Source organism: Streptomyces sp. NPDC041814 (assembly GCF_055590565.1).
This window is the reverse complement of record NZ_JBVJAM010000003.1, coordinates 86,501-103,316: the sequence shown is the minus strand read 5'-3', so window position 1 is coordinate 103,316 and position 16,816 is coordinate 86,501. Positions and strand designations below refer to the sequence as shown.

Sequence of the window (16,816 nt, the reverse complement as noted above, 5' to 3'; positions counted from 1 at the left end):
CCGCCCCACCCGCCCGGCGCCGCACGGCTGTGGCTGCGTATATCATCCGACGCGTATTCGCCGCGGTGTTGCTGCTGCTGGTGGTCAGCGCAGTCACGTTCGCGATCTTCTTCCTGGTCCCCCGTCTCGGCGGGCAGACCCTCGACTCCATGGCCGCCCAGTACGTGGGGAAGAGCCCCGACCCCGACGTCATCGCCGCGGTCAAGAAGAACCTGGGGCTGGACCAGCCCCTGTACCTCCAGTACTGGCACTTCATCAAGGGCATCGTGGTCGGCGCCGAGTACCAGTTCGGCCCGGACCCCGTCACCTGCAACGCCCCCTGCTTCGGTTACTCGTTCAAGACCCACACCGAGATCTGGCCGCAGCTCGTGGACCGGGTCCCGGTCACGCTCTCGCTGGCCGTCGGTGCCGCCGTCATCTGGGTCGTCTCCGGTGTCGCGATCGGTGTCGTCTCCGCGCTGAAGCGGGGCTCGCTCTTCGACCGCCTCTCCATGGGCGTCGCCCTCGCCGGCGTCTCGCTGCCGATGTTCTTCACCGGCCTGGTCGTCCTGGCGCTCTTCGGCAACGGGGAGTACGTGCCCATCACCGAGGACCCGGTCGCCTGGGCGGGCAGCCTGGTCCTGCCCTGGTGCACGCTCGCCCTGCTGTACTCCGCGCTCTACGCCCGGCTCACCCGGGCCGGGATGCTGGAGACCATGAGCGAGGACTACATCCGGACCGCGCGCGCCAAGGGCCTCCAGGAACGCAAGGTGGTCGTCAAGCACGGGCTGCGCTCCGCGCTCACCCCGCTCGTCACCATCTTCGGCATGGACTTCGCGCTGCTCCTCGGCGGCGCGGTCATCACCGAACGCGTCTTCTCCTTCCAGGGGCTCGGCGCCTTCGCGATCCAGGGCGTGACCACCGCAGACCTGCCCAAGGTGATGGGTGTGACGCTGGTCGCGGCCTTCTTCATCGTCATCTGCAACCTGCTGGTGGACCTCGTGTACGCCGCGATCGACCCCCGGGTGAGGCTCTCATGAGCGGCGTGACCAAGAAGGACTCCCAGACGGACGCGACCGTCCCGGCCCCGCGCCCGGGCGACGACCGCCCGTTCCTCTCCGTACGCGACCTCAGCGTCCACTTCGACACCGACGACGGGCTGGTCAGGTCCGTGGACGGCGTCAGCTTCGACCTGGAGGCCGGCCGGACCCTCGGCATCGTCGGCGAGTCCGGCTCCGGTAAGTCCGTCACCTCGCTGGGGGTCATGGGGCTGCACACCTCGGAGCGGGCCCGCATCGGCGGCGAGATCTGGCTCGACGGCGAGGAGCTGATCGGCTCGGGCGCCGAGCGCGTACGGAAACTGCGCGGCCAGAAGATGGCCATGATCTTCCAGGACCCGCTGTCCGCCCTGCACCCGTACTACACGATCGGCGCGCAGATCGTGGAGGCCCACCGGGTCCACCACAAGGTCGACAAGAAGGCCGCCAAGAAGCGCGCCATCGAGATGCTCGACCGGGTCGGCATCCCCGAGCCGCACCGCCGGTTCGAGGACTACCCGCACCAGTTCTCCGGCGGCATGCGCCAGCGCGCGATGATCGCGATGGCCCTGGTCAACAACCCGCAGCTGCTCATCGCCGACGAGCCGACGACCGCCCTCGACGTCACCGTCCAGGCGCAGATCCTCGACCTGATCCGCGATCTGCAGAAGGAGTTCGGCTCCGCCGTCATCATGATCACCCACGACCTCGGCGTCGTCGCCGAGATCGCGGACGAGATCCTCGTGATGTACGCGGGACGCTGCGTCGAGCGCGGCTCCGCCGAGAAGGTGTTCTACGAGCCCCAGCACCCGTACACCTGGGGACTGCTCGGCTCGATGCCGCGGATCGACCGGGAGCAGACCGAGCGGCTGATCCCCGTCAAGGGCTCGCCGCCCAGTCTCATCAACGTCCCGTCGGGCTGCGCCTTCCACCCGCGCTGCCCGTACGCCGACGTCCCGCCCGACAACATCACCCGCACCGAGCGTCCGGAGCTGCGACAGGTCGGCGACGGGCACTTCTCCGCGTGCCACATGTCGCCCGAACAGCGCGACCGGATCTGGACCGAAGAGATTGCGCCGAAGCTGTGACTGAGCTGAACAAGAAGACTCCCGCGGCCGCCGCGGCCGGGTCGGACGGGTCCGGCACCGAACCGCTCCTCAAGGTGGACGGCCTGGTCAAGCACTTCCCGATCACCAAGGGCGTGCTGAAGCGCAAGGTCGGCGCGGTCCAGGCCGTGGACGGGCTCACCTTCGACGTGCGCCCCGGGGAGACCCTGGGCGTCGTCGGCGAGTCGGGCTGCGGCAAGTCGACCATGGGCCGGCTGGTGACCCGGCTGCTGGAACCGAGCGGCGGCAAGGTCGAGTTCCAGGGCCGCGACATCACCCATCTGTCCGCCGGACGGCTGCGGCCGATGCGGCGCGACATCCAGATGATCTTCCAGGACCCGTACGGCTCCCTGAACCCGCGCCACACGGTGGGCGGCATCGTCTCCACCCCCTTCCGGCTCCAGGGCGTCAAGCCCGAGGGCGGCGTGAAGGCGGAGGTCCAGCGGCTGCTGGAGCTGGTCGGGCTCAACCCCGAGCACTACAACCGCTACCCGCACGAGTTCTCCGGCGGCCAGCGCCAGCGCATCGGCATCGCCCGGGCGCTCGCCCTGAAGCCGAAGCTGGTCGTCGCGGATGAGCCGGTCTCCGCGCTGGACGTGTCGATCCAGGCGCAGGTGGTGAACCTGCTGGACGACCTCCAGGACGAGCTGGGCCTCACGTACATGATCATCGCGCACGACCTGTCGGTGATCCGTCACGTCTCGGACCGGATCGCGGTCATGTACCTCGGCAAGATCGTCGAGCTGGCGGACCGCAAGTCGCTGTACGAGGCGCCGATGCACCCGTACACGAAGGCGCTGATGTCCGCGGTGCCCGTGCCGGACCCGCGCCGGCGCGGTGCCAAGAGCGACCGCATCCTGCTCAAGGGTGATGTGCCGTCACCGATCTCGCCGCCCGCCGGCTGCCGGTTCCACACCCGGTGCTGGAAGGCGACGAAGGTCTGCGGGACGACCGAGCCGCCGCTGCTCCAGCTGAAGACCGGGCACCAGGTGGCCTGCCACCACCCGGAGAACGGCGAGGACCAGGTGCCGGGCGACGCACCGCTGGTCGCGGACGTCATCACGGTCCGGTCGGCACCTGCGGAGGAGCCCGCGGAGGCACCCGTGAAGGAGGCACCCGCGGAGGCGACCGCGCAGGAGGCACCCGCGAAGGAGGCGCCGGAGGAGCCCGCGGAGGCCGCCGAGCCCTCCGAGCCCGCCCCGGACGGTACGAAGGAGTAGTACGGGCACAATTGCCCGGTGCTCAACGAACTGTTCACGCCCTCCGTCCAGCATGCGCTCGACATCGTGGGGATCTTCGTCTTCGCGATCTCGGGCGCGCTGCTCGCCGTACGCAAGAACTTCGATGTCTTCGGCATCGCGGTGCTCGCCGAGGCGACCGCGCTGGGCGGAGGGCTCTTCCGTGACCTGATCATCGGCGCGGTGCCACCCGCCGCCTTCACGGATCTCGGGTACTTCACCACCCCGCTGCTCGCCGCCGGCCTCGTCTTCTTCCTCCATCCGCACGTGGAGCGCATCCAGGTCGGGGTGAACGTCTTCGACGCGGCCGGTCTCGGGCTGTTCTGTGTCACCGGCACGGTGAAGGCGTACGACTACGGGCTCGGCCTCACCTCGTCGGCGGCGCTCGGCCTGGCCACGGCGGTCGGCGGCGGCGTGCTGCGGGACGTCCTGGCCAACGAGGTCCCCTCGCTGCTGCGCTGGGACCGGGACCTGTACGCGGTGCCCGCCATGGTCGGCGCCACCATGATCGTGCTCTGCATCCGCTTCGACGCGCTCAACGCCCTGACCAGCGGCGCGGCCGTGATCACCGCGTTCGTGCTGCGGCTGCTCGCGCTCCGCTTCCACTGGCGGGCCCCGCGCGCCTACAACCGGCGCTCGGCGCGGGCGGACGAGGGGTGACATAAGCGGGCCCGCAAAAAGCTACCGCTCAGTAATACAATCGGTGTACGGTGCCTCCATGGCACAGGCAACCATCGGGGACAGCGAGTTCGACCGGGACACCGCGGTCACCCTGCGCGAAGAGGGCGTCTACGACGCGGAGCTCTCGGCGGGCTGGACGATCATCCAGGCCGTCAACGGCGGCTACCTGCTGGCGATGCTGGGCCGCGCGCTCGGCGAGGCCCTGCCGCACACGGACCCGTTCTCCGTCTCCGCGCACTACCTCACCGCCTCCGTGCCCGGCCCGGCGGTGATCCGGACCCAGATCGTCCGCACCGGCCGCACGCTCTCCACCGGTCAGGCGTCGCTCTTCCAGTACGCCGAGGACGGTGCCGAGGTCGAGCGCATCCGCGTCCTCGCCACCTACGGCGACCTGGACGCGCTCAGCGACGACGTCCGCACCTCCGCGAAGCCGCCGGCCATGCCGCCGCGCGAGCACTGCCTCGGCCCCAGCGACGGACCGGCGCCGATCCCGGGCAGCTCCGCGATCACCGACCGGCTCGACATCAAGCTGGACCCGGAGACCATCGGCTGGGCGATCGGGCAGCCCTCCGGCAAGGGTGAGATGCGCGGCTGGTTCGGGCTTGCCGACGGGCGCGACGCCGACGCGCTCTCGCTGCTGCTCACCGTGGACGCCCTGCCGCCGACCTCGTTCGAGCTGGGGCTCAAGGGCTGGACGCCCACCATCGAGCTCACCACCCACATCCGCTGCCGCCCGGCCCCGGGCCCGCTGCGCGTCTCCATCACCACCCGCAACCTGGCGGGCGGCTTCCTGGAGGAGGACGCGGACGTCTGGGACAGCGCCGACCGCCTGGTCGCCCAGTCCCGCCAGCTCGCCCGGGCCCCGCGCGGCTGACCCTCCGGTTCCTCCCCTTCAGGCGCCCTGGGCCGGCTCGTCGAGCCAGTGCAGGGCGCCGAGTGCGATGAGCCGCAGCCGCCGCCCCGCCGTGCGGGCCACCCGCTCGTCGTCCGCCGGGCCCGCGTCCAGCAGGGCCGACGCGGTGATCACCATGTGGTCCACATAGAGACCGCCCAGCATCAACAGGTCCTCCTCGGCCCAGCCCCCGGACTCCGGCTCCGCCGCGAGGGCCGCCGCCACCTCCTCGGCGAACAGCCGCAGCTGCGCCGCGATGGCCTCGCGGACCGGGCCGACCCCGCCGTGCTGCTCCCGCGCGATGAAGCGGAAGTGCGCGGGCTGCTCCCGTACGTGACGCCGTATCAGCTCCACGCTGCGGTCGAGCCGGAGCTCGCTGTCGCCGGTCCCGGCGAGTATCGCGCCGATCATGCCGTGCAGGCTGCCCAGGGTCTGTTCGACCAGGGCGACCCCGAGCGCGGGCACACTCGCGAAGTGCCGGTAGAAGGCCGTGGGCGTGATGCCGGCCGCCCGGGTCACCTCGCGCAGCCCGAGACTGCTCAGGCTCTGCTCCTCAAGCAGCCCGAGGGCCGCGTCCAGCAGTGCCTGGCGCGTGCGCAGCTTCTGGTTCTGACGGACCCCCGCGGTGTGACTCATGCCATTCAGTAAACAACTGTTCTCCGGAGCGGGGAAGGGGTGCGTGGGTTTAGACTCGGAAGTCAGTGAACACTCGTACTCCGAATGTTCCTGGCGCAACGCCATCCGCACACGGAAAGGCCGAACATGATCGTCCTTGTCGCCGCCCTGCTCCTGCTGGGGATCGTGCTGGGAGCGGTGGCCCAGATCCCGCTTCCGCTGTCGCTCGTCCTCGGCGCCCTCATCGGCTGCTGGCTGCTGGTCTTCGCCGTACGCGAGCGGGCGCGGGGGACCCGATGAGCGCGCCGGTCCAAGCCGCCCCGCGCTCCCGCCGGGACGCCGACGGGCTCGCCGTCGCCTCGTTCGTGCTCGGCCTCGTCGGGCTCCTGGTGATGAACCTCCTGCTGGGCCCCGCCGCCATCGTGATGGCCCTGGTGGCCCTCGCCCGCTCCACCACCCGGCGCGCCCGCGCCTTCCTCGGCCTCGCGCTCGGCGTCGCCGACCTGGTGGTCCTCGCCTTCCTGGTCACCGGAAACGGCGTCGTCTCCTGGGGCTTCGGCGGCTGATCCGCGCCACCGCACAGGGTGCGCGGGCCGCGGGACCCCATGCGCCCGCCGTACGCCCCACCGGGGGCTCGTAGAATCGAGCCCACCATGGCTTACCTCGACCACGCCGCGACCACGCCGATGCTTCCCGAGGCGATCGCGGCGATGACCGCGCAGCTCGCCGTCACGGGCAACGCGTCCTCACTCCACGCCGCCGGGCGCCGGGCCCGCCGTACCGTCGAGGAGTCCCGGGAATCCCTCGCCGACGCCCTCGGCGCCCGCCCCAGCGAGGTGGTCTTCACCTCGGGCGGCACCGAGGCGGACAACCTCGCGGTGAAGGGCCTGTACTGGGCCCGCCGCGACGCCGACCCCCGCCGCACCCGGGTCCTCGCCAGCCCCGTCGAGCACCACGCCGTCCTCGACGCCGTCGACTGGCTGGCCGCCCATGAGGGCGCGACCGTCGAATACCTCCCCGTCGACCGGTACGGGCGCGTCCACCCCGAGGCGCTGCGCGAGGCGGTCCTGCGAGACCCCGGCGACGTCGCGCTGATCACCGTCATGTGGGCCAACAACGAGATCGGCACGATCCTGCCGGTACGCGAACTGGCCGAGGTGGCCCGCGAGTTCGAGATCCCGATGCACGCCGACGCGGTCCAGGCGTTCGGGCAGCTCGACGTGGACTTCGGGGCGTCCGGGCTCGCCGCGATGACCGTCAGCGCGCACAAGATCGGCGGCCCGACGGGCGTCGGCGCGCTGCTGCTCGGCCGCGATCAGACCCCGGTGCCCGTGCTGCACGGCGGCGGGCAGGAACGCCACGTCCGCTCCGGCACCCTGGACGTGCCGGGCATCGCCTCCTTCGCCGTCGCCGGAAGGATCGCGGCCGACCGGCGCGAGGACTTCGCCCGGGAGACCGGCGCGCTCCGCGACGAGCTGGCCGCCGCCGTCCTGGCGGAGGTCCCCGACGCGCTGCTCGGCGGCGACCCGGCACCGGGCGGCCGCCTCCCGGCCAACGCGCACTTCACCTTCCCCGGCTGCGAGGGCGACTCGCTCCTGCTGCTCCTGGACGCCCAGGGCATCGAATGCTCCACCGGTTCCGCCTGCACCGCCGGGATCGCCCAGCCCAGTCACGTACTGCTCGCCACGGGCACCGATCCGGACCTGGCCCGGGGCACCCTGCGCTTCTCGCTCGGACACACCTCGACCGGGCAGGACGTCCAGGACGTGGCTCGCGCGATCGGCCCGGCGGTGGAGCGGGCGCGGTCGGCGGGCCTCAGCTAGTGCGCTTCCCGGACGTCCTCGCGCGGCGGACCAGCTCCAGGTAGCGGTCCCAGTCCCAGCCGCGGCCCGGGTCCGTGTGGTCGGCGCCCGGGACCTCCACATGCCCGATGATGTGCTCGCGGTCCACCGGGATGCCGTACCGCCCGCATATCGCCGCGGTGAGCTTCGCCGACGCCCCGTACATCGCGGGGGTGAAGTCCTGCGGGCGCTCCACGAAGCCCTCGTGCTCGATGCCCACGCTGCGCTCGTTGTACGAGCGGTTGCCCGCGTGGAACGCCACGTCCAGCTCGCGGATCATCTGCGTCACGTGCCCGTCCTTGCGCACCACGTAATGGGCCGCGGCCTGGTGCCCGGGGTCCTGGAAGGCGCGGACCGCGCTGCCGAAGCTGCCCTGCGTGACATGGATGACCACGCGGTCGATGCCGTAGTCGTCGGGGCGGTCGGCCCGCCGCCAGTTCGCCTCCGAGGCCGCCACCCACTTCGCCCCCGCGTAGTCCACCGCCCCCGGTGTGCGCGGCTTCTCCACGCCGGGCAGCCGCCACCAGGCCCGCTTCAGCCGGTCACGGGCCAGCGCCGCCGTGCCGACGGCCGTGACGGCGCCCCCGATCAGCACCGAGCGCCGGCTGATCCCGGTCCCGGTGCCGCCCCCGTCCGTCCCCTTGGTCCCCATGTGACGGACAACGCTTATCCGCGCGCGTTCGGTTCCCGGCCCCACGTACCCTGGTGAGGCTATGACTGAGACTCCCCAGCGCCCCCTCCGCGTGCTCGCCGCCATGTCGGGCGGTGTCGACTCCGCCGTCGCCGCGGCGCGCGCCGCCGAGGCGGGCCACGACGTGACCGGTGTGCACCTCGCCCTCTCCGCGAACCCGCAGTCCTTCCGGACCGGCGCCCGGGGCTGTTGCACCATCGAGGACTCCCGGGACGCCCGCCGCGCCGCGGACGTCATCGGCATCCCCTTCTACGTCTGGGACCTGGCGGAACGCTTCCGCGAGGACGTCGTGGAGGACTTCGTCGCCGAGTACGAGGCGGGGCGCACTCCCAACCCGTGCCTGCGCTGCAATGAGAAGATCAAGTTCGCCGCGCTCCTCGACAAGGCCCTCGCGCTCGGCTTCGACGCGGTGTGCACCGGCCACTACGCCACCGTGGTCACCGGCGCGGACGGCAACCGGGAGCTGCACCGCGCCTCGGACATGGCCAAGGACCAGAGCTACGTGCTCGGTGTCCTGGACGAGCGCCAGCTCGCCCACGCGATGTTCCCGCTCGGCGACACCCTCACCACCAAGGACGAGATCCGCGCCGAGGCGGAGCGCCGGGGCCTCGCGGTCGCCAAGAAGCCCGACAGCCACGACATCTGCTTCATCGCCGACGGCGACACGCAGGGTTTCCTGGCGGACCGCCTCGGCGGCAAGGCGGAGGGCGACATCCTGGACGAGTCCGGTACGAAGCTCGGCACCCACGAGGGCGCCTTCGGCTTCACCATCGGCCAGCGCAAGGGCCTGCGCATCGGCCACCCGGCCCCCGACGGCAAGCCGCGCTACGTCCTGGACATCTCCCCGGTCAACAACACGGTGACCGTCGGCCCCGCCGAGGCCCTGGACGTCACCGCGCTCACCGCGATCAGGCCCCGCTGGTGCGGAACACCCCCGTCCGGCCCGGGGGCGTACACCGCCCAGCTCCGCGCCCACGGCGGCGAGACCGAGGTGACCGCCGAGCTGACCGGCGACACCCTGCACGTCACGTTCACCGAGCCGGTCCGGGGCGTCGCCCCCGGCCAGGCGGTCGTGCTGTACGACGGCACCCGCGTGGTCGGCTCCGCGACGATCGCGACGACGGTGCGCCGGGAGCGCGCGGCGGCGGGCTGATCCCCGTACGGACGCGGAAGCCCCGCGCGGCAACGCCCGACCCCAGTACGGGCGTGGCCGCGCGGGGCGCTTTCGTGGCGGTGCCACGGATTTCAGGGTCCGCCACAACGGCAGGCGCCGCATCCCGGCGGCGGACCCCGGCCGGGACCGCCGCCGTGGGCGGTGCGCGATCAGCGCGCGATCAGCTCCGTGTCGTAGAAGCAGAAGTGGTCCTTGATCGCCTCGACCTCGGCCTTCGGTTCCTCGTACACCCAGACCAGATCCGCCGCCCCGGGCAGCGACCAGTAGGAAGCGTCCCCCTTGAACGGGCAGTGGGTCCGGGTGTCCGACGGCGTCAGCAGCTCCGTACGGACGTCCTCGGGCGGCAGGTAGTAGCGGACCGGACAGCCGGTCTCGCGCAGGACGAGCGGGCGTCGGCTCTCGGCGAGCAGCAGCCCGTCGCGTACCACGCGTACATGCTCCGTGCCGGGCTCGACGGTGATGCGGTGTCCTCGGGTGGCAGTCATACCTCTCACAGCCGCTCCGGGCGCGGGATTCTTCCCCGGCTGAGGGCCCGCACGGGGCGGGCCTTACCGTGGCAGGCATGAACATCTGCGTCTTCCTCTCCGCCGCCGACCTCGACGACCGCTACACCGTGCCCGCCCGCGAATTCGCCGAGCTGCTGGGGCGCGGCGGGCACACCCTGGTCTGGGGCGGCTCCGAGAGCGGCCTGATGAAGGTCGTCGCGGACGGCGTCCAGGAGGCGGGCGGCAGGCTGGTCGGCGTCTCGGTGGACTTCCTGGCCGCCAAGGCGCGGACCGACGCCGACGAGATGGTCATCGCCCGCGACCTCGCCGAGCGCAAGGCGCTGCTGCTCGCGAAGTCCGACGCGATCGTGATCATGGTCGGCGGCACCGGGACGCTGGACGAGGCGACCGAGATCCTGGAGCTGAAGAAGCACGGCAAGCACACCAAGCCGGTCGTCCTGCTCAACACCGCCGGTTTCTACGACGGCCTGCGCGAGCAGTTCCAGCGCATGGAGGACGAGGGCTTCCTGCCCCTCCCGCTGACCGAGCTGGTCTTCTTCGCGGAGGACGGCGTCGGCGCCCTGGCCTACCTGGAGGAGTCGGCCGGCCTGCAGTGACGTGACGTACGGGGCCCGGGCGACGGGTGCGACGATGGGGGCCATGTCCACTCACCTCATCACCGGTGCCGGTTCCGGCATCGGCGCAGCGGTCGCCCGGCGTCTCACCGAACGCGGGGACGACCTCGTCCTGCTGGCCCGCGACGCGGGCCGCGCCAAGGAGCTCGCCGCGCTCCACCCCGGCGCCCGCACCCTCGTCGGCGACCTGTCCAACCCGGACCGGCTCTCCTGGGCCCTCGCCCAGCAGAGCGTGCCGGAACGGCTCGACTCGCTGCTGCACATCGCGGGCGTGGTCGAGCTCGGCCCGGTCGGTGAGCTGACCCCCAAGGCATGGCACTACCAGCTCAACGCCAACCTCGTCGCCCCCGCCGAGCTGACCCGGCTCACGCTGCCCCAGCTCCGCGTCGCCCAGGGCCACGTCCTCTTCGTCAACTCCGGCGCCGGGCTCTCCGCCAGCCCCGAGTGGAGCGCGTACGCCGCCAGCAAGCACGGCCTGAAGGCGCTCGCGGACTCGCTGCGCCACGAGGAGCACGGCAACGGCGTCCGGGTCACGACCGTCTACCCGGGCCGCACCGCCAGTCCCATGCAGGAGAAGGTCCACCGGCAGGAGGGGAAGGAATACGACCCCGCCCGCTGGATCGACCCCGAGTCCGTCGCGACCACCATCCTGATGGCGCTCGACCTGCCCCGCGACGCCGAGGTCAACGACCTGACAGTGCGCCCCGGCCGCTGAGCCCCGGGGCCGCGTACGCCCGTAGTCTCTTCGCGTGAGCGAGAACAGCGAGTTCAGGAACTGCCCGGCCACCGGGATCGGATCCATGCCCGGGGGAGACTCCCGGGAGGCGGCCAAGACCGTCACCGGCTCCTTCGGCGACGGCGAGGGAATGCTGTACCTGGCGGAACTCCCGGCGCGCGGGCCCGGCGCCGACATGACCGGCCGCACGGTCGGACTGCTCTCCGAGCTGTACGGGCACGTCGAGCCGAGCGGCTGGCGGATCAGCGACCGGCCCGGCCGCGACACCCGCCGGGCCCGGTCCTGGCTCGGCGAGGACCTGGACGCGCTGGAGGAGTTCACCCAGGGCTACGAGGGCCCGCTCAAGGTCCAGGCCGTCGGGCCCTGGACCCTCGCCGCCGCCCTGGAGCGCCGGGGCGGCGAGGCGTTCCTCGGCGACCCCGGCGCCTGCCGCGACCTCGCGGAATCGCTTGCCGAGGGGCTGCGCGGCCACCTCGCCGAGGTGCGCCGCCGGGTGCCCGGGGCGCGGCTCGCCCTCCAGCTCGACGAGCCCTCCCTCACCGCCGTGCTGCGCGGCCGGGTCAGGACCGCCAGCGGCTACCGCACCTACCGGGCGGTGGACCGCCAGATCGTGGAGGCCACCCTGCGCGAGGTGCTCGTGGCGGCCGGCGAGGCCGCCACGCTCGTGCACACCTGCGCCCCCGAGGTGCCGTTCGCGCTGCTGCGCCGGGCCGGGGCGGACGGCATCTCCTTCGACCTCTCGCTGCTCACCGAGCGTGAGGAGGAGGCCGTCGGGGAAGCCGTCGAGGCCGGCACCCGGATGTTCTTCGGGGTCGTACCGGGCACCGACCCGGCCTCGGGCCGATTGTCCGACCCGGGCGGTAGCGTCATGGGTGTCAGGACGCTGTGGCGCAGGCTGGGGCTGAATCCGGGGACTCTGACCGAGTCCGTGACGGTCACCCCCTCGTGCGGACTCGCGGGTGCGTCGCCCGCGTACGCACGGGCCGCGCTCGCCCACTGCGCCCGGGCCGCGAGATCGCTCGCGGACAACCCTGAGTAGCGGGACGCTGGGTAACGGGAGGACGGGACGATGGCCGGCGAAGAGCAGACGGCGGTGCCAGCAGAGGCGCAGGAGAGGCACAAGCTCCTCGCGGAGCAGATCGAGGAGCACCGCTTCCGGTATTACGTGAACGACCAGCCGGTCGTCAGCGACGCCGAGTTCGACCGGCTGATGCGCGAGCTGGAGGCCCTGGAGGAGGCCCACCCCCCGCTGCGCACCCCGGACTCGCCGACCCAGAAGGTCGCCGGTCCTTACCGCACGGAGTTCACGTCGGTCGAGCACCGCGAACCGATGCTGTCCCTGGACAACGCCTTCGACGACGAGGAGCTGGCCGCCTGGGGCGAGCGCGTCGCCCGGGACGTCGGCGCGCCCGGCTACCACTTCCTGTGCGAGCTGAAGATCGACGGCCTCGCCGTCAACCTCACGTACGAGCACGGCGTGCTGACCCGCGCCGCGACCCGGGGCGACGGCCGCACCGGCGAGGACATCACGCCCAACGTCCGCACCATCGCGGACATCCCGCACCGGCTCAGGGGCGACCGCGTCCCGCCGCTGGTCGAGGTGCGCGGCGAGGTCTTCTTCCCGATGGAGGGATTCGAGGAGCTGAACGCCCGGCTGGTGGAGGCCGACGACAAGCCCTTCGCCAATCCCCGTAACGCGGCGGCCGGTTCACTGCGCCAGAAGGACCCGAAGGTCACCGCGACGCGCCCGCTGCACATGGTGGTCCACGGCATCGGCGCCCGCGAGGGCTTCGACATCGACTGCCTCTCGCACGCCTACGAACTGCTGCGCGAGTGGGGCCTGCCCACCGCCAAGTACAACAAGGTGGTCGACTCCCTCGAAGGCGTACGGGAGTTCATCGCGTACTTCGGCGAGCACCGGCACTCGGTGGAGCACGAGATCGACGGCGTCGTCGTCAAGCTGGACGAGATCCCGCTCCAGGGGCGGCTGGGCTCCACCTCCCGCGCCCCGCGCTGGGCCATCGCCTGGAAGTACGCGCCGGAGGAGGTCAACACCAAGCTGGTCAACATCCGCGTCGGCGTCGGCCGCACCGGCCGCGTCACCCCGTACGCCCAGGTCGAGCCGGTCGTGGTGGCCGGTTCCGAGGTCGAGTTCGCCACCCTGCACAACCAGAACGTGGTCAAGGCGAAGGGCGTCCTGATCGGCGACACGGTGGTGCTCCGCAAGGCCGGGGACGTGATCCCGGAGATCCTCGGCCCCGTCGTGGACCTCCGCGACGGCACCGAGCGGGCGTTCGTCATGCCGGACCACTGCCCCGAGTGCGGCACGGAACTGAAGCCCATGAAGGAGGCGGACGTCGACGTTCGCTGCCCCAACGCCCGCTCCTGCCCCGCCCAGCTGCGCGAGCGCGTCTCCTATCTCGCCGGCCGCAAGTGCCTCGACATCGACCACTTCGGTTACGTCGTCGCCGCCGCGCTGACCGCGCCGCTGGAGCCCGCCGAACCGCCGCTGCGCGACGAGGGCGACCTCTTCGGGCTCACCGTGGACGAGCTGCTGCCGATCCGGGCCTACGTCCTCGACCCGGACAGCGGGCTGCCCAAGCGCGACCCGAAGACCGGCGAGGAGAAGATCGCCCGGGTCTTCGCCAACCAGCAGGGCGAGCCCAAGAAGAACGCCCTCGCGATGCTCGACGCCATCGCGGCGGCCAAGGAGGCCCCGCTGGCCCGGATCCTCACCGGCCTCTCCATCCGCCACGTCGGCCCGGTCGCGGCCCGGGAGCTTGCCCGCCAGTTCCGGTCCATCGACCGCATCGAGGAGGCCACCGAACAGGAGCTGGCCGACGCCGACGGCGTCGGGCCCATCATCGCGGCCTCGGTCAAGCAGTGGTTCGCCGAGGACTGGCACCGCGAGATCCTGCGCAAGTGGCGCGAGGCCGGCGTCCGGATGGAGGACGAGGGCGCCGGAGAGGACGAGGGCCCCCGCCCCCTCGAAGGGCTCACCGTCGTCGTCACGGGCACCCTGACCGGGCACACCAGGGATGGCGCGAAAGAGGCCCTGCAGAGCCGGGGAGCGAAGGTCACCGGTTCCGTTTCCAAGAAGACCGCCTTCGTCGTCGTCGGTGACAACCCGGGATCCAAGTACGACAAAGCGGTCCAGCTGAAGGTCCCCGTCCTGGACGAGGCCGGCTTCGCCGTCCTCCTCGACGAGGGCCCGGACGCGGCCCGCGAGGCGGCGGTCCCGGCGGAGGGCGGGGGAGGGACACCCGGAGAGTGAGCGCCCGCCGACGCGTCGTCGGCGTCACCCGAACGGCGCCCAGGGGGCATCCCCTATCAGATGCTGACGGACAGTCGGTTCGCATTCGGGCAAGAGCGGTAGACCGCTGCCCGTAGCAGCCCTCCGCGGCCTACTGTGGTCAGACACGCCCTCGAACCTGGCCACCGGGCGGGGCCGGGGTGCGTCGTGGCACGGCACGCATTCATCGGGTGACATCGGCATCGCCGGCTGTGAGAGGGACGGAATGAAACCGACCGAGAGCGCCGCACCGGTGGCGCGGCTGCAAGGTTTCGTGGGACCAGCGCCCAAAGTGGGCGCCGTCGTGGTGGGCCTCGCCACGGTCCAGCTCGCGACGGGATTCTCCCGGGCCCTCGGCGAGGGACGCGCCCTCTTCCCGGACGGCCGGGCCGGCTGGTCGCTGGCCGTCCTCACCGGCATCGTCGTCGGCCACCTCGTCGCACTCGGCCGGGACCGCTGGTGGGGCGGCACCGGCTCCGGCGCCGCCCTCACCCTGGCCGTCCTGCTCCTGTACGGCTGGGTGCCCGCCGGACTGGTCAGTCTCGTCGTGGTCGTCCTGGTCGGCGTCGCCCGCAGACACCGCTGGTGGCAGGGGCTGCTGCACGGCGCCGTGGACATCCTCGGGGTCGGGGCGGCGGCCCTGGTGCTCGCCGCGTTCGGCGAGGTGCAGTCCGTCGAGGCGCCGTGGCGGCCACTCGACTGGGGGATCGGCGCCGTTCCGGAAGTCCTGCTCGCCGCCTCCACCTATCTGCTCGTCACCCGGGTCCTGCTGTGGTATTCGCGGGCCCAGCCCGGCGGCGGCCTGCCCACCGTCGCCCGCACCGCGATGCTCCGCCAGGGCCTCGTCGCGGTCGCCCTGCTCGGCATCGCCCCGCTGATCTGCGTCGTCGCGATGGCCCGGCCGGTCCTGCTGCCCCTCTTCGCGGTGCCGCTGATCGCGCTCGACTCCACGCTGTGGATCGCCCGCGCCCGGGCGGAGGAGCAGCTGAAGGACCCGCTGACCGGGCTGCCCAACCGCCAGTGGCTGCTGGAGCGGACCTGGTCCGCGCTGGAGGAGGCGGAGGGCGTCGGCAGCCGGGCCGCCCTGGTCCTCATCGACCTCGACCGCTTCCGGGCCGTCAACGACACCCTCGGCCACCTGGCCGGGGACCGGCTGCTGCTCCAGATCGCGGAACGGCTCCGGCTCGCCCTGCCGCGCGGCGCGGAGGCGGCCCGGCTCGGCGGCGACGAGTTCGCGGTCCTGCTCCCCGCCGCCGACTCCACCACCAGTGCCCAGCGCGTCGCCCGCCACCTGGTCGCCGAGCTGTCGTCCCCGCTGGACCTGGACGGGCTGACCCTGGTCCTGGAGGCCAGCGCCGGTGTCGCCGTCTTCCCGGACCACGCGGTGGACGCGGAGGGCCTGCTGCGCCGCGCCGACGTGGCGATGTACCAGGCCAAGCGGGACCGCACCGGCGTGGAGGTGTACGAGTCCAAGCGCGACAGCAACACCCCGGACCGGCTCGGCCTCCTCGGCGACCTGCGGCGCGCGCTGGACGCGGGCGAGGTGGAACTCCACTACCAGCCCAAGGTCCGCTTCGACGGCCAGGTCGCCGGGCTGGAGGCGCTGGTGCGCTGGGTGCACCCGGAGCGCGGACGCGTGCCCCCGGACGAGTTCATCGCCATCGCGGAGTCCTCCGGGCTGATGCCGCACCTCACCGAGTACGTCCTGGAGACGGCGCTCGCCCAGGTCGCCCGCTGGCGGGCCCAGGGCCTCTTCGTCCCGGTCGCCGTCAACGTGTCGCCGCGCGATGTGCACACCCCCGGGTTCGCCGGCGGCGTCGCGGCCCGGCTCGCCCGGCACGGCGTCCCGGCGGGCGCGCTCCAGCTGGAGATAACGGAACACGTCCTGCTGGAGGACCCGCAGCGGGCGGCGGACACGCTCGCCGGGCTGACCGGGCACGGCGTGAAGATGTCCCTGGACGACTTCGGCACCGGGTATTCCTCGCTGGTCCACCTGCGCCGGCTGCCGGTCAGCGAGCTGAAGATCGACCGCTCCTTCGTGGCCCGGCTCGCCATCGACCACGAGGACGCCGAGATCGTCCGCTGCACCATCGACCTGGCCCACTCGCTCGGCCTGCTCGTCGTGGCCGAGGGCGTCGAGGACGACGAGACCTGGGAGCGGTTGCGCGACCTGCGGTGCGACGCGGTCCAGGGCTGGCTGGTGGCCGCCGCGATGCCGCCGCAGGAGACCACCGCCTGGCTGCGGGCCCGGGGCGAGCACGGCTGGCGCCGCCCGGCGGAGCTGGCCGCGGGGGCGGGGGCGTCGGCCCCGGCCGCCGCCGCGACGCCCGCGACCCCGGCGCCCGAGCTGGAACAGCGCCCCTCGGGCCGCCCGACGGGCCCGCGCCCGGCGACGACGTAGAAACCGTGTCCTC

General features: G+C 72.4%; 17 protein-coding genes. 14 read left to right on the top strand and 3 right to left on the bottom strand.

Going from position 1 to position 16,816, the window contains the following annotated elements:
• Positions 1-29 precede the first annotated feature (29 nt).
• From ACZ6C6_RS10165 to ACZ6C6_RS10145, 5 genes are read left to right on the top strand one after another with little or no spacing between them, the layout of a single operon-like run.
• Entirely contained in the window at positions 30-1,019 is a 990-nt protein-coding gene (locus ACZ6C6_RS10165) for an ABC transporter permease (protein WP_365680744.1), read from the top strand.
• Positions 1,016-2,104 carry an ABC transporter ATP-binding protein gene (locus tag ACZ6C6_RS10160; protein WP_469201088.1) on the top strand — a complete coding sequence of 363 codons (1,089 nt, stop codon included), beginning with the start codon at positions 1,016-1,018 and terminating at the stop codon, positions 2,102-2,104. Before ACZ6C6_RS10165 ends, ACZ6C6_RS10160 begins: the two co-directional genes overlap by 4 nt.
• The gene (locus ACZ6C6_RS10155) at positions 2,101-3,342 is read left to right on the top strand and encodes an ABC transporter ATP-binding protein (protein ID WP_469201086.1); all 1,242 of its coding nucleotides are present in this window, start codon (positions 2,101-2,103) and stop codon (positions 3,340-3,342) included. Before ACZ6C6_RS10160 ends, ACZ6C6_RS10155 begins: the two co-directional genes overlap by 4 nt.
• Before the next feature lie 18 nt (positions 3,343-3,360).
• The gene (locus ACZ6C6_RS10150; protein WP_469201083.1) at positions 3,361-4,020 is read left to right on the top strand and encodes a trimeric intracellular cation channel family protein; all 660 of its coding nucleotides are present in this window, start codon (positions 3,361-3,363) and stop codon (positions 4,018-4,020) included.
• A 58-nt stretch (positions 4,021-4,078) separates the two neighbouring features.
• Positions 4,079-4,915 (top strand): thioesterase family protein, encoded by an 837-nt coding sequence (locus ACZ6C6_RS10145; RefSeq protein WP_469201079.1) that lies wholly within the window; start codon positions 4,079-4,081, stop codon positions 4,913-4,915.
• Between the two features lie 18 nt (positions 4,916-4,933).
• Here ACZ6C6_RS10145 and ACZ6C6_RS10140 read toward each other — a convergent pair whose 3' ends face one another.
• On the bottom strand, positions 4,934-5,569 hold the full coding sequence (locus ACZ6C6_RS10140) for a TetR family transcriptional regulator (protein ID WP_469201077.1): 636 nt from the start codon (positions 5,567-5,569) through the stop codon (positions 4,934-4,936).
• Between the two features lie 126 nt (positions 5,570-5,695).
• Here ACZ6C6_RS10140 and ACZ6C6_RS10135 point away from each other — a divergent pair, with 126 nt between their 5' ends.
• The 3 genes from ACZ6C6_RS10135 to ACZ6C6_RS10125 all read left to right on the top strand — a co-directional run bounded on the left by ACZ6C6_RS10135 (position 5,696) and on the right by ACZ6C6_RS10125 (position 7,371).
• The gene (locus tag ACZ6C6_RS10135) at positions 5,696-5,848 is read left to right on the top strand and encodes a hypothetical protein (RefSeq protein WP_469201073.1); all 153 of its coding nucleotides are present in this window, start codon (positions 5,696-5,698) and stop codon (positions 5,846-5,848) included.
• Positions 5,797-6,114, top strand: a complete 318-nt coding sequence (locus ACZ6C6_RS10130) for a DUF4190 domain-containing protein (RefSeq protein ID WP_469201829.1) — start codon at positions 5,797-5,799, stop codon at positions 6,112-6,114. The genes ACZ6C6_RS10135 and ACZ6C6_RS10130 overlap by 52 nt, the downstream gene beginning before the upstream one ends.
• A gap of 87 nt (positions 6,115-6,201) precedes the next feature.
• A complete protein-coding gene (locus tag ACZ6C6_RS10125) occupies positions 6,202-7,371 on the top strand; it encodes a cysteine desulfurase family protein (RefSeq protein ID WP_469201070.1) in 1,170 nt (389 codons plus the stop codon).
• Here ACZ6C6_RS10125 and ACZ6C6_RS10120 read toward each other — a convergent pair.
• The gene (locus ACZ6C6_RS10120) at positions 7,364-8,041 is read right to left on the bottom strand and encodes an N-acetylmuramoyl-L-alanine amidase (RefSeq protein WP_469201067.1); all 678 of its coding nucleotides are present in this window, start codon (positions 8,039-8,041) and stop codon (positions 7,364-7,366) included. The genes ACZ6C6_RS10125 and ACZ6C6_RS10120 overlap by 8 nt on opposite strands.
• 61 nt (positions 8,042-8,102) lie before the next feature.
• Between ACZ6C6_RS10120 and mnmA the strand changes: the two genes are divergently transcribed.
• The gene (gene mnmA / locus ACZ6C6_RS10115; protein ID WP_469201065.1) at positions 8,103-9,233 is read left to right on the top strand and encodes a tRNA 2-thiouridine(34) synthase MnmA; all 1,131 of its coding nucleotides are present in this window, start codon (positions 8,103-8,105) and stop codon (positions 9,231-9,233) included.
• A gap of 170 nt (positions 9,234-9,403) precedes the next feature.
• Here mnmA and ACZ6C6_RS10110 read toward each other — a convergent pair whose 3' ends face one another.
• Complete coding sequence (locus ACZ6C6_RS10110; RefSeq protein WP_469201063.1) at positions 9,404-9,739, bottom strand: DUF427 domain-containing protein; 336 nt, start codon at positions 9,737-9,739, stop codon at positions 9,404-9,406.
• Positions 9,740-9,816: 77 nt separating this feature from the next.
• On the opposite strand from ACZ6C6_RS10110, the gene ACZ6C6_RS10105 reads away from it, so the two are divergent.
• The 5 genes from ACZ6C6_RS10105 (at position 9,817) to ACZ6C6_RS10085 (ending at position 16,803) form a co-directional block, all read left to right on the top strand.
• Positions 9,817-10,356 (top strand): LOG family protein, encoded by a 540-nt coding sequence (locus tag ACZ6C6_RS10105; RefSeq protein WP_469201061.1) that lies wholly within the window; start codon positions 9,817-9,819, stop codon positions 10,354-10,356.
• 43 nt (positions 10,357-10,399) lie between these two features.
• Positions 10,400-11,089, top strand: a complete 690-nt coding sequence (locus ACZ6C6_RS10100) for an SDR family oxidoreductase (protein WP_073964848.1) — start codon at positions 10,400-10,402, stop codon at positions 11,087-11,089.
• 34 nt (positions 11,090-11,123) lie between these two features.
• Complete coding sequence (locus ACZ6C6_RS10095; protein ID WP_469201058.1) at positions 11,124-12,149, top strand: methionine synthase; 1,026 nt, start codon at positions 11,124-11,126, stop codon at positions 12,147-12,149.
• A gap of 30 nt (positions 12,150-12,179) precedes the next feature.
• Positions 12,180-14,384 (top strand): NAD-dependent DNA ligase LigA, encoded by a 2,205-nt coding sequence (ligA, locus tag ACZ6C6_RS10090; RefSeq protein WP_469201055.1) that lies wholly within the window; start codon positions 12,180-12,182, stop codon positions 14,382-14,384.
• Between the two features lie 244 nt (positions 14,385-14,628).
• A complete protein-coding gene (locus tag ACZ6C6_RS10085) occupies positions 14,629-16,803 on the top strand; it encodes a putative bifunctional diguanylate cyclase/phosphodiesterase (RefSeq protein WP_469201053.1) in 2,175 nt (724 codons plus the stop codon).
• Positions 16,804-16,816 lie beyond the last annotated feature (13 nt).

Bases quoted from the DNA above. Each gene is read 5' to 3' on its own strand.
- ACZ6C6_RS10160 (WP_469201088.1), top strand. From the start codon at position 1,016: ATGAGCGGCGTGACCAAGAAGGACTCCCAGACGGACGCGACCGTCCCG.
- ACZ6C6_RS10145 (WP_469201079.1), top strand. From the start codon at position 4,079: ATGGCACAGGCAACCATCGGGGACAGCGAGTTCGACCGGGACACCGCG.
- ACZ6C6_RS10140 (WP_469201077.1), bottom strand. From the start codon at position 5,569: ATGAGTCACACCGCGGGGGTCCGTCAGAACCAGAAGCTGCGCACGCGC.
- ACZ6C6_RS10135 (WP_469201073.1), top strand. From the start codon at position 5,696: ATGATCGTCCTTGTCGCCGCCCTGCTCCTGCTGGGGATCGTGCTGGGA.
- ACZ6C6_RS10125 (WP_469201070.1), top strand. From the start codon at position 6,202: ATGGCTTACCTCGACCACGCCGCGACCACGCCGATGCTTCCCGAGGCG.
- ACZ6C6_RS10120 (WP_469201067.1), bottom strand. From the start codon at position 8,041: ATGGGGACCAAGGGGACGGACGGGGGCGGCACCGGGACCGGGATCAGC.
- mnmA (WP_469201065.1), top strand. From the start codon at position 8,103: ATGACTGAGACTCCCCAGCGCCCCCTCCGCGTGCTCGCCGCCATGTCG.
- ACZ6C6_RS10110 (WP_469201063.1), bottom strand. From the start codon at position 9,739: ATGACTGCCACCCGAGGACACCGCATCACCGTCGAGCCCGGCACGGAG.
- ACZ6C6_RS10105 (WP_469201061.1), top strand. From the start codon at position 9,817: ATGAACATCTGCGTCTTCCTCTCCGCCGCCGACCTCGACGACCGCTAC.
- ACZ6C6_RS10100 (WP_073964848.1), top strand. From the start codon at position 10,400: ATGTCCACTCACCTCATCACCGGTGCCGGTTCCGGCATCGGCGCAGCG.
- ligA (WP_469201055.1), top strand. From the start codon at position 12,180: ATGGCCGGCGAAGAGCAGACGGCGGTGCCAGCAGAGGCGCAGGAGAGG.
- ACZ6C6_RS10085 (WP_469201053.1), top strand. From the start codon at position 14,629: ATGAAACCGACCGAGAGCGCCGCACCGGTGGCGCGGCTGCAAGGTTTC.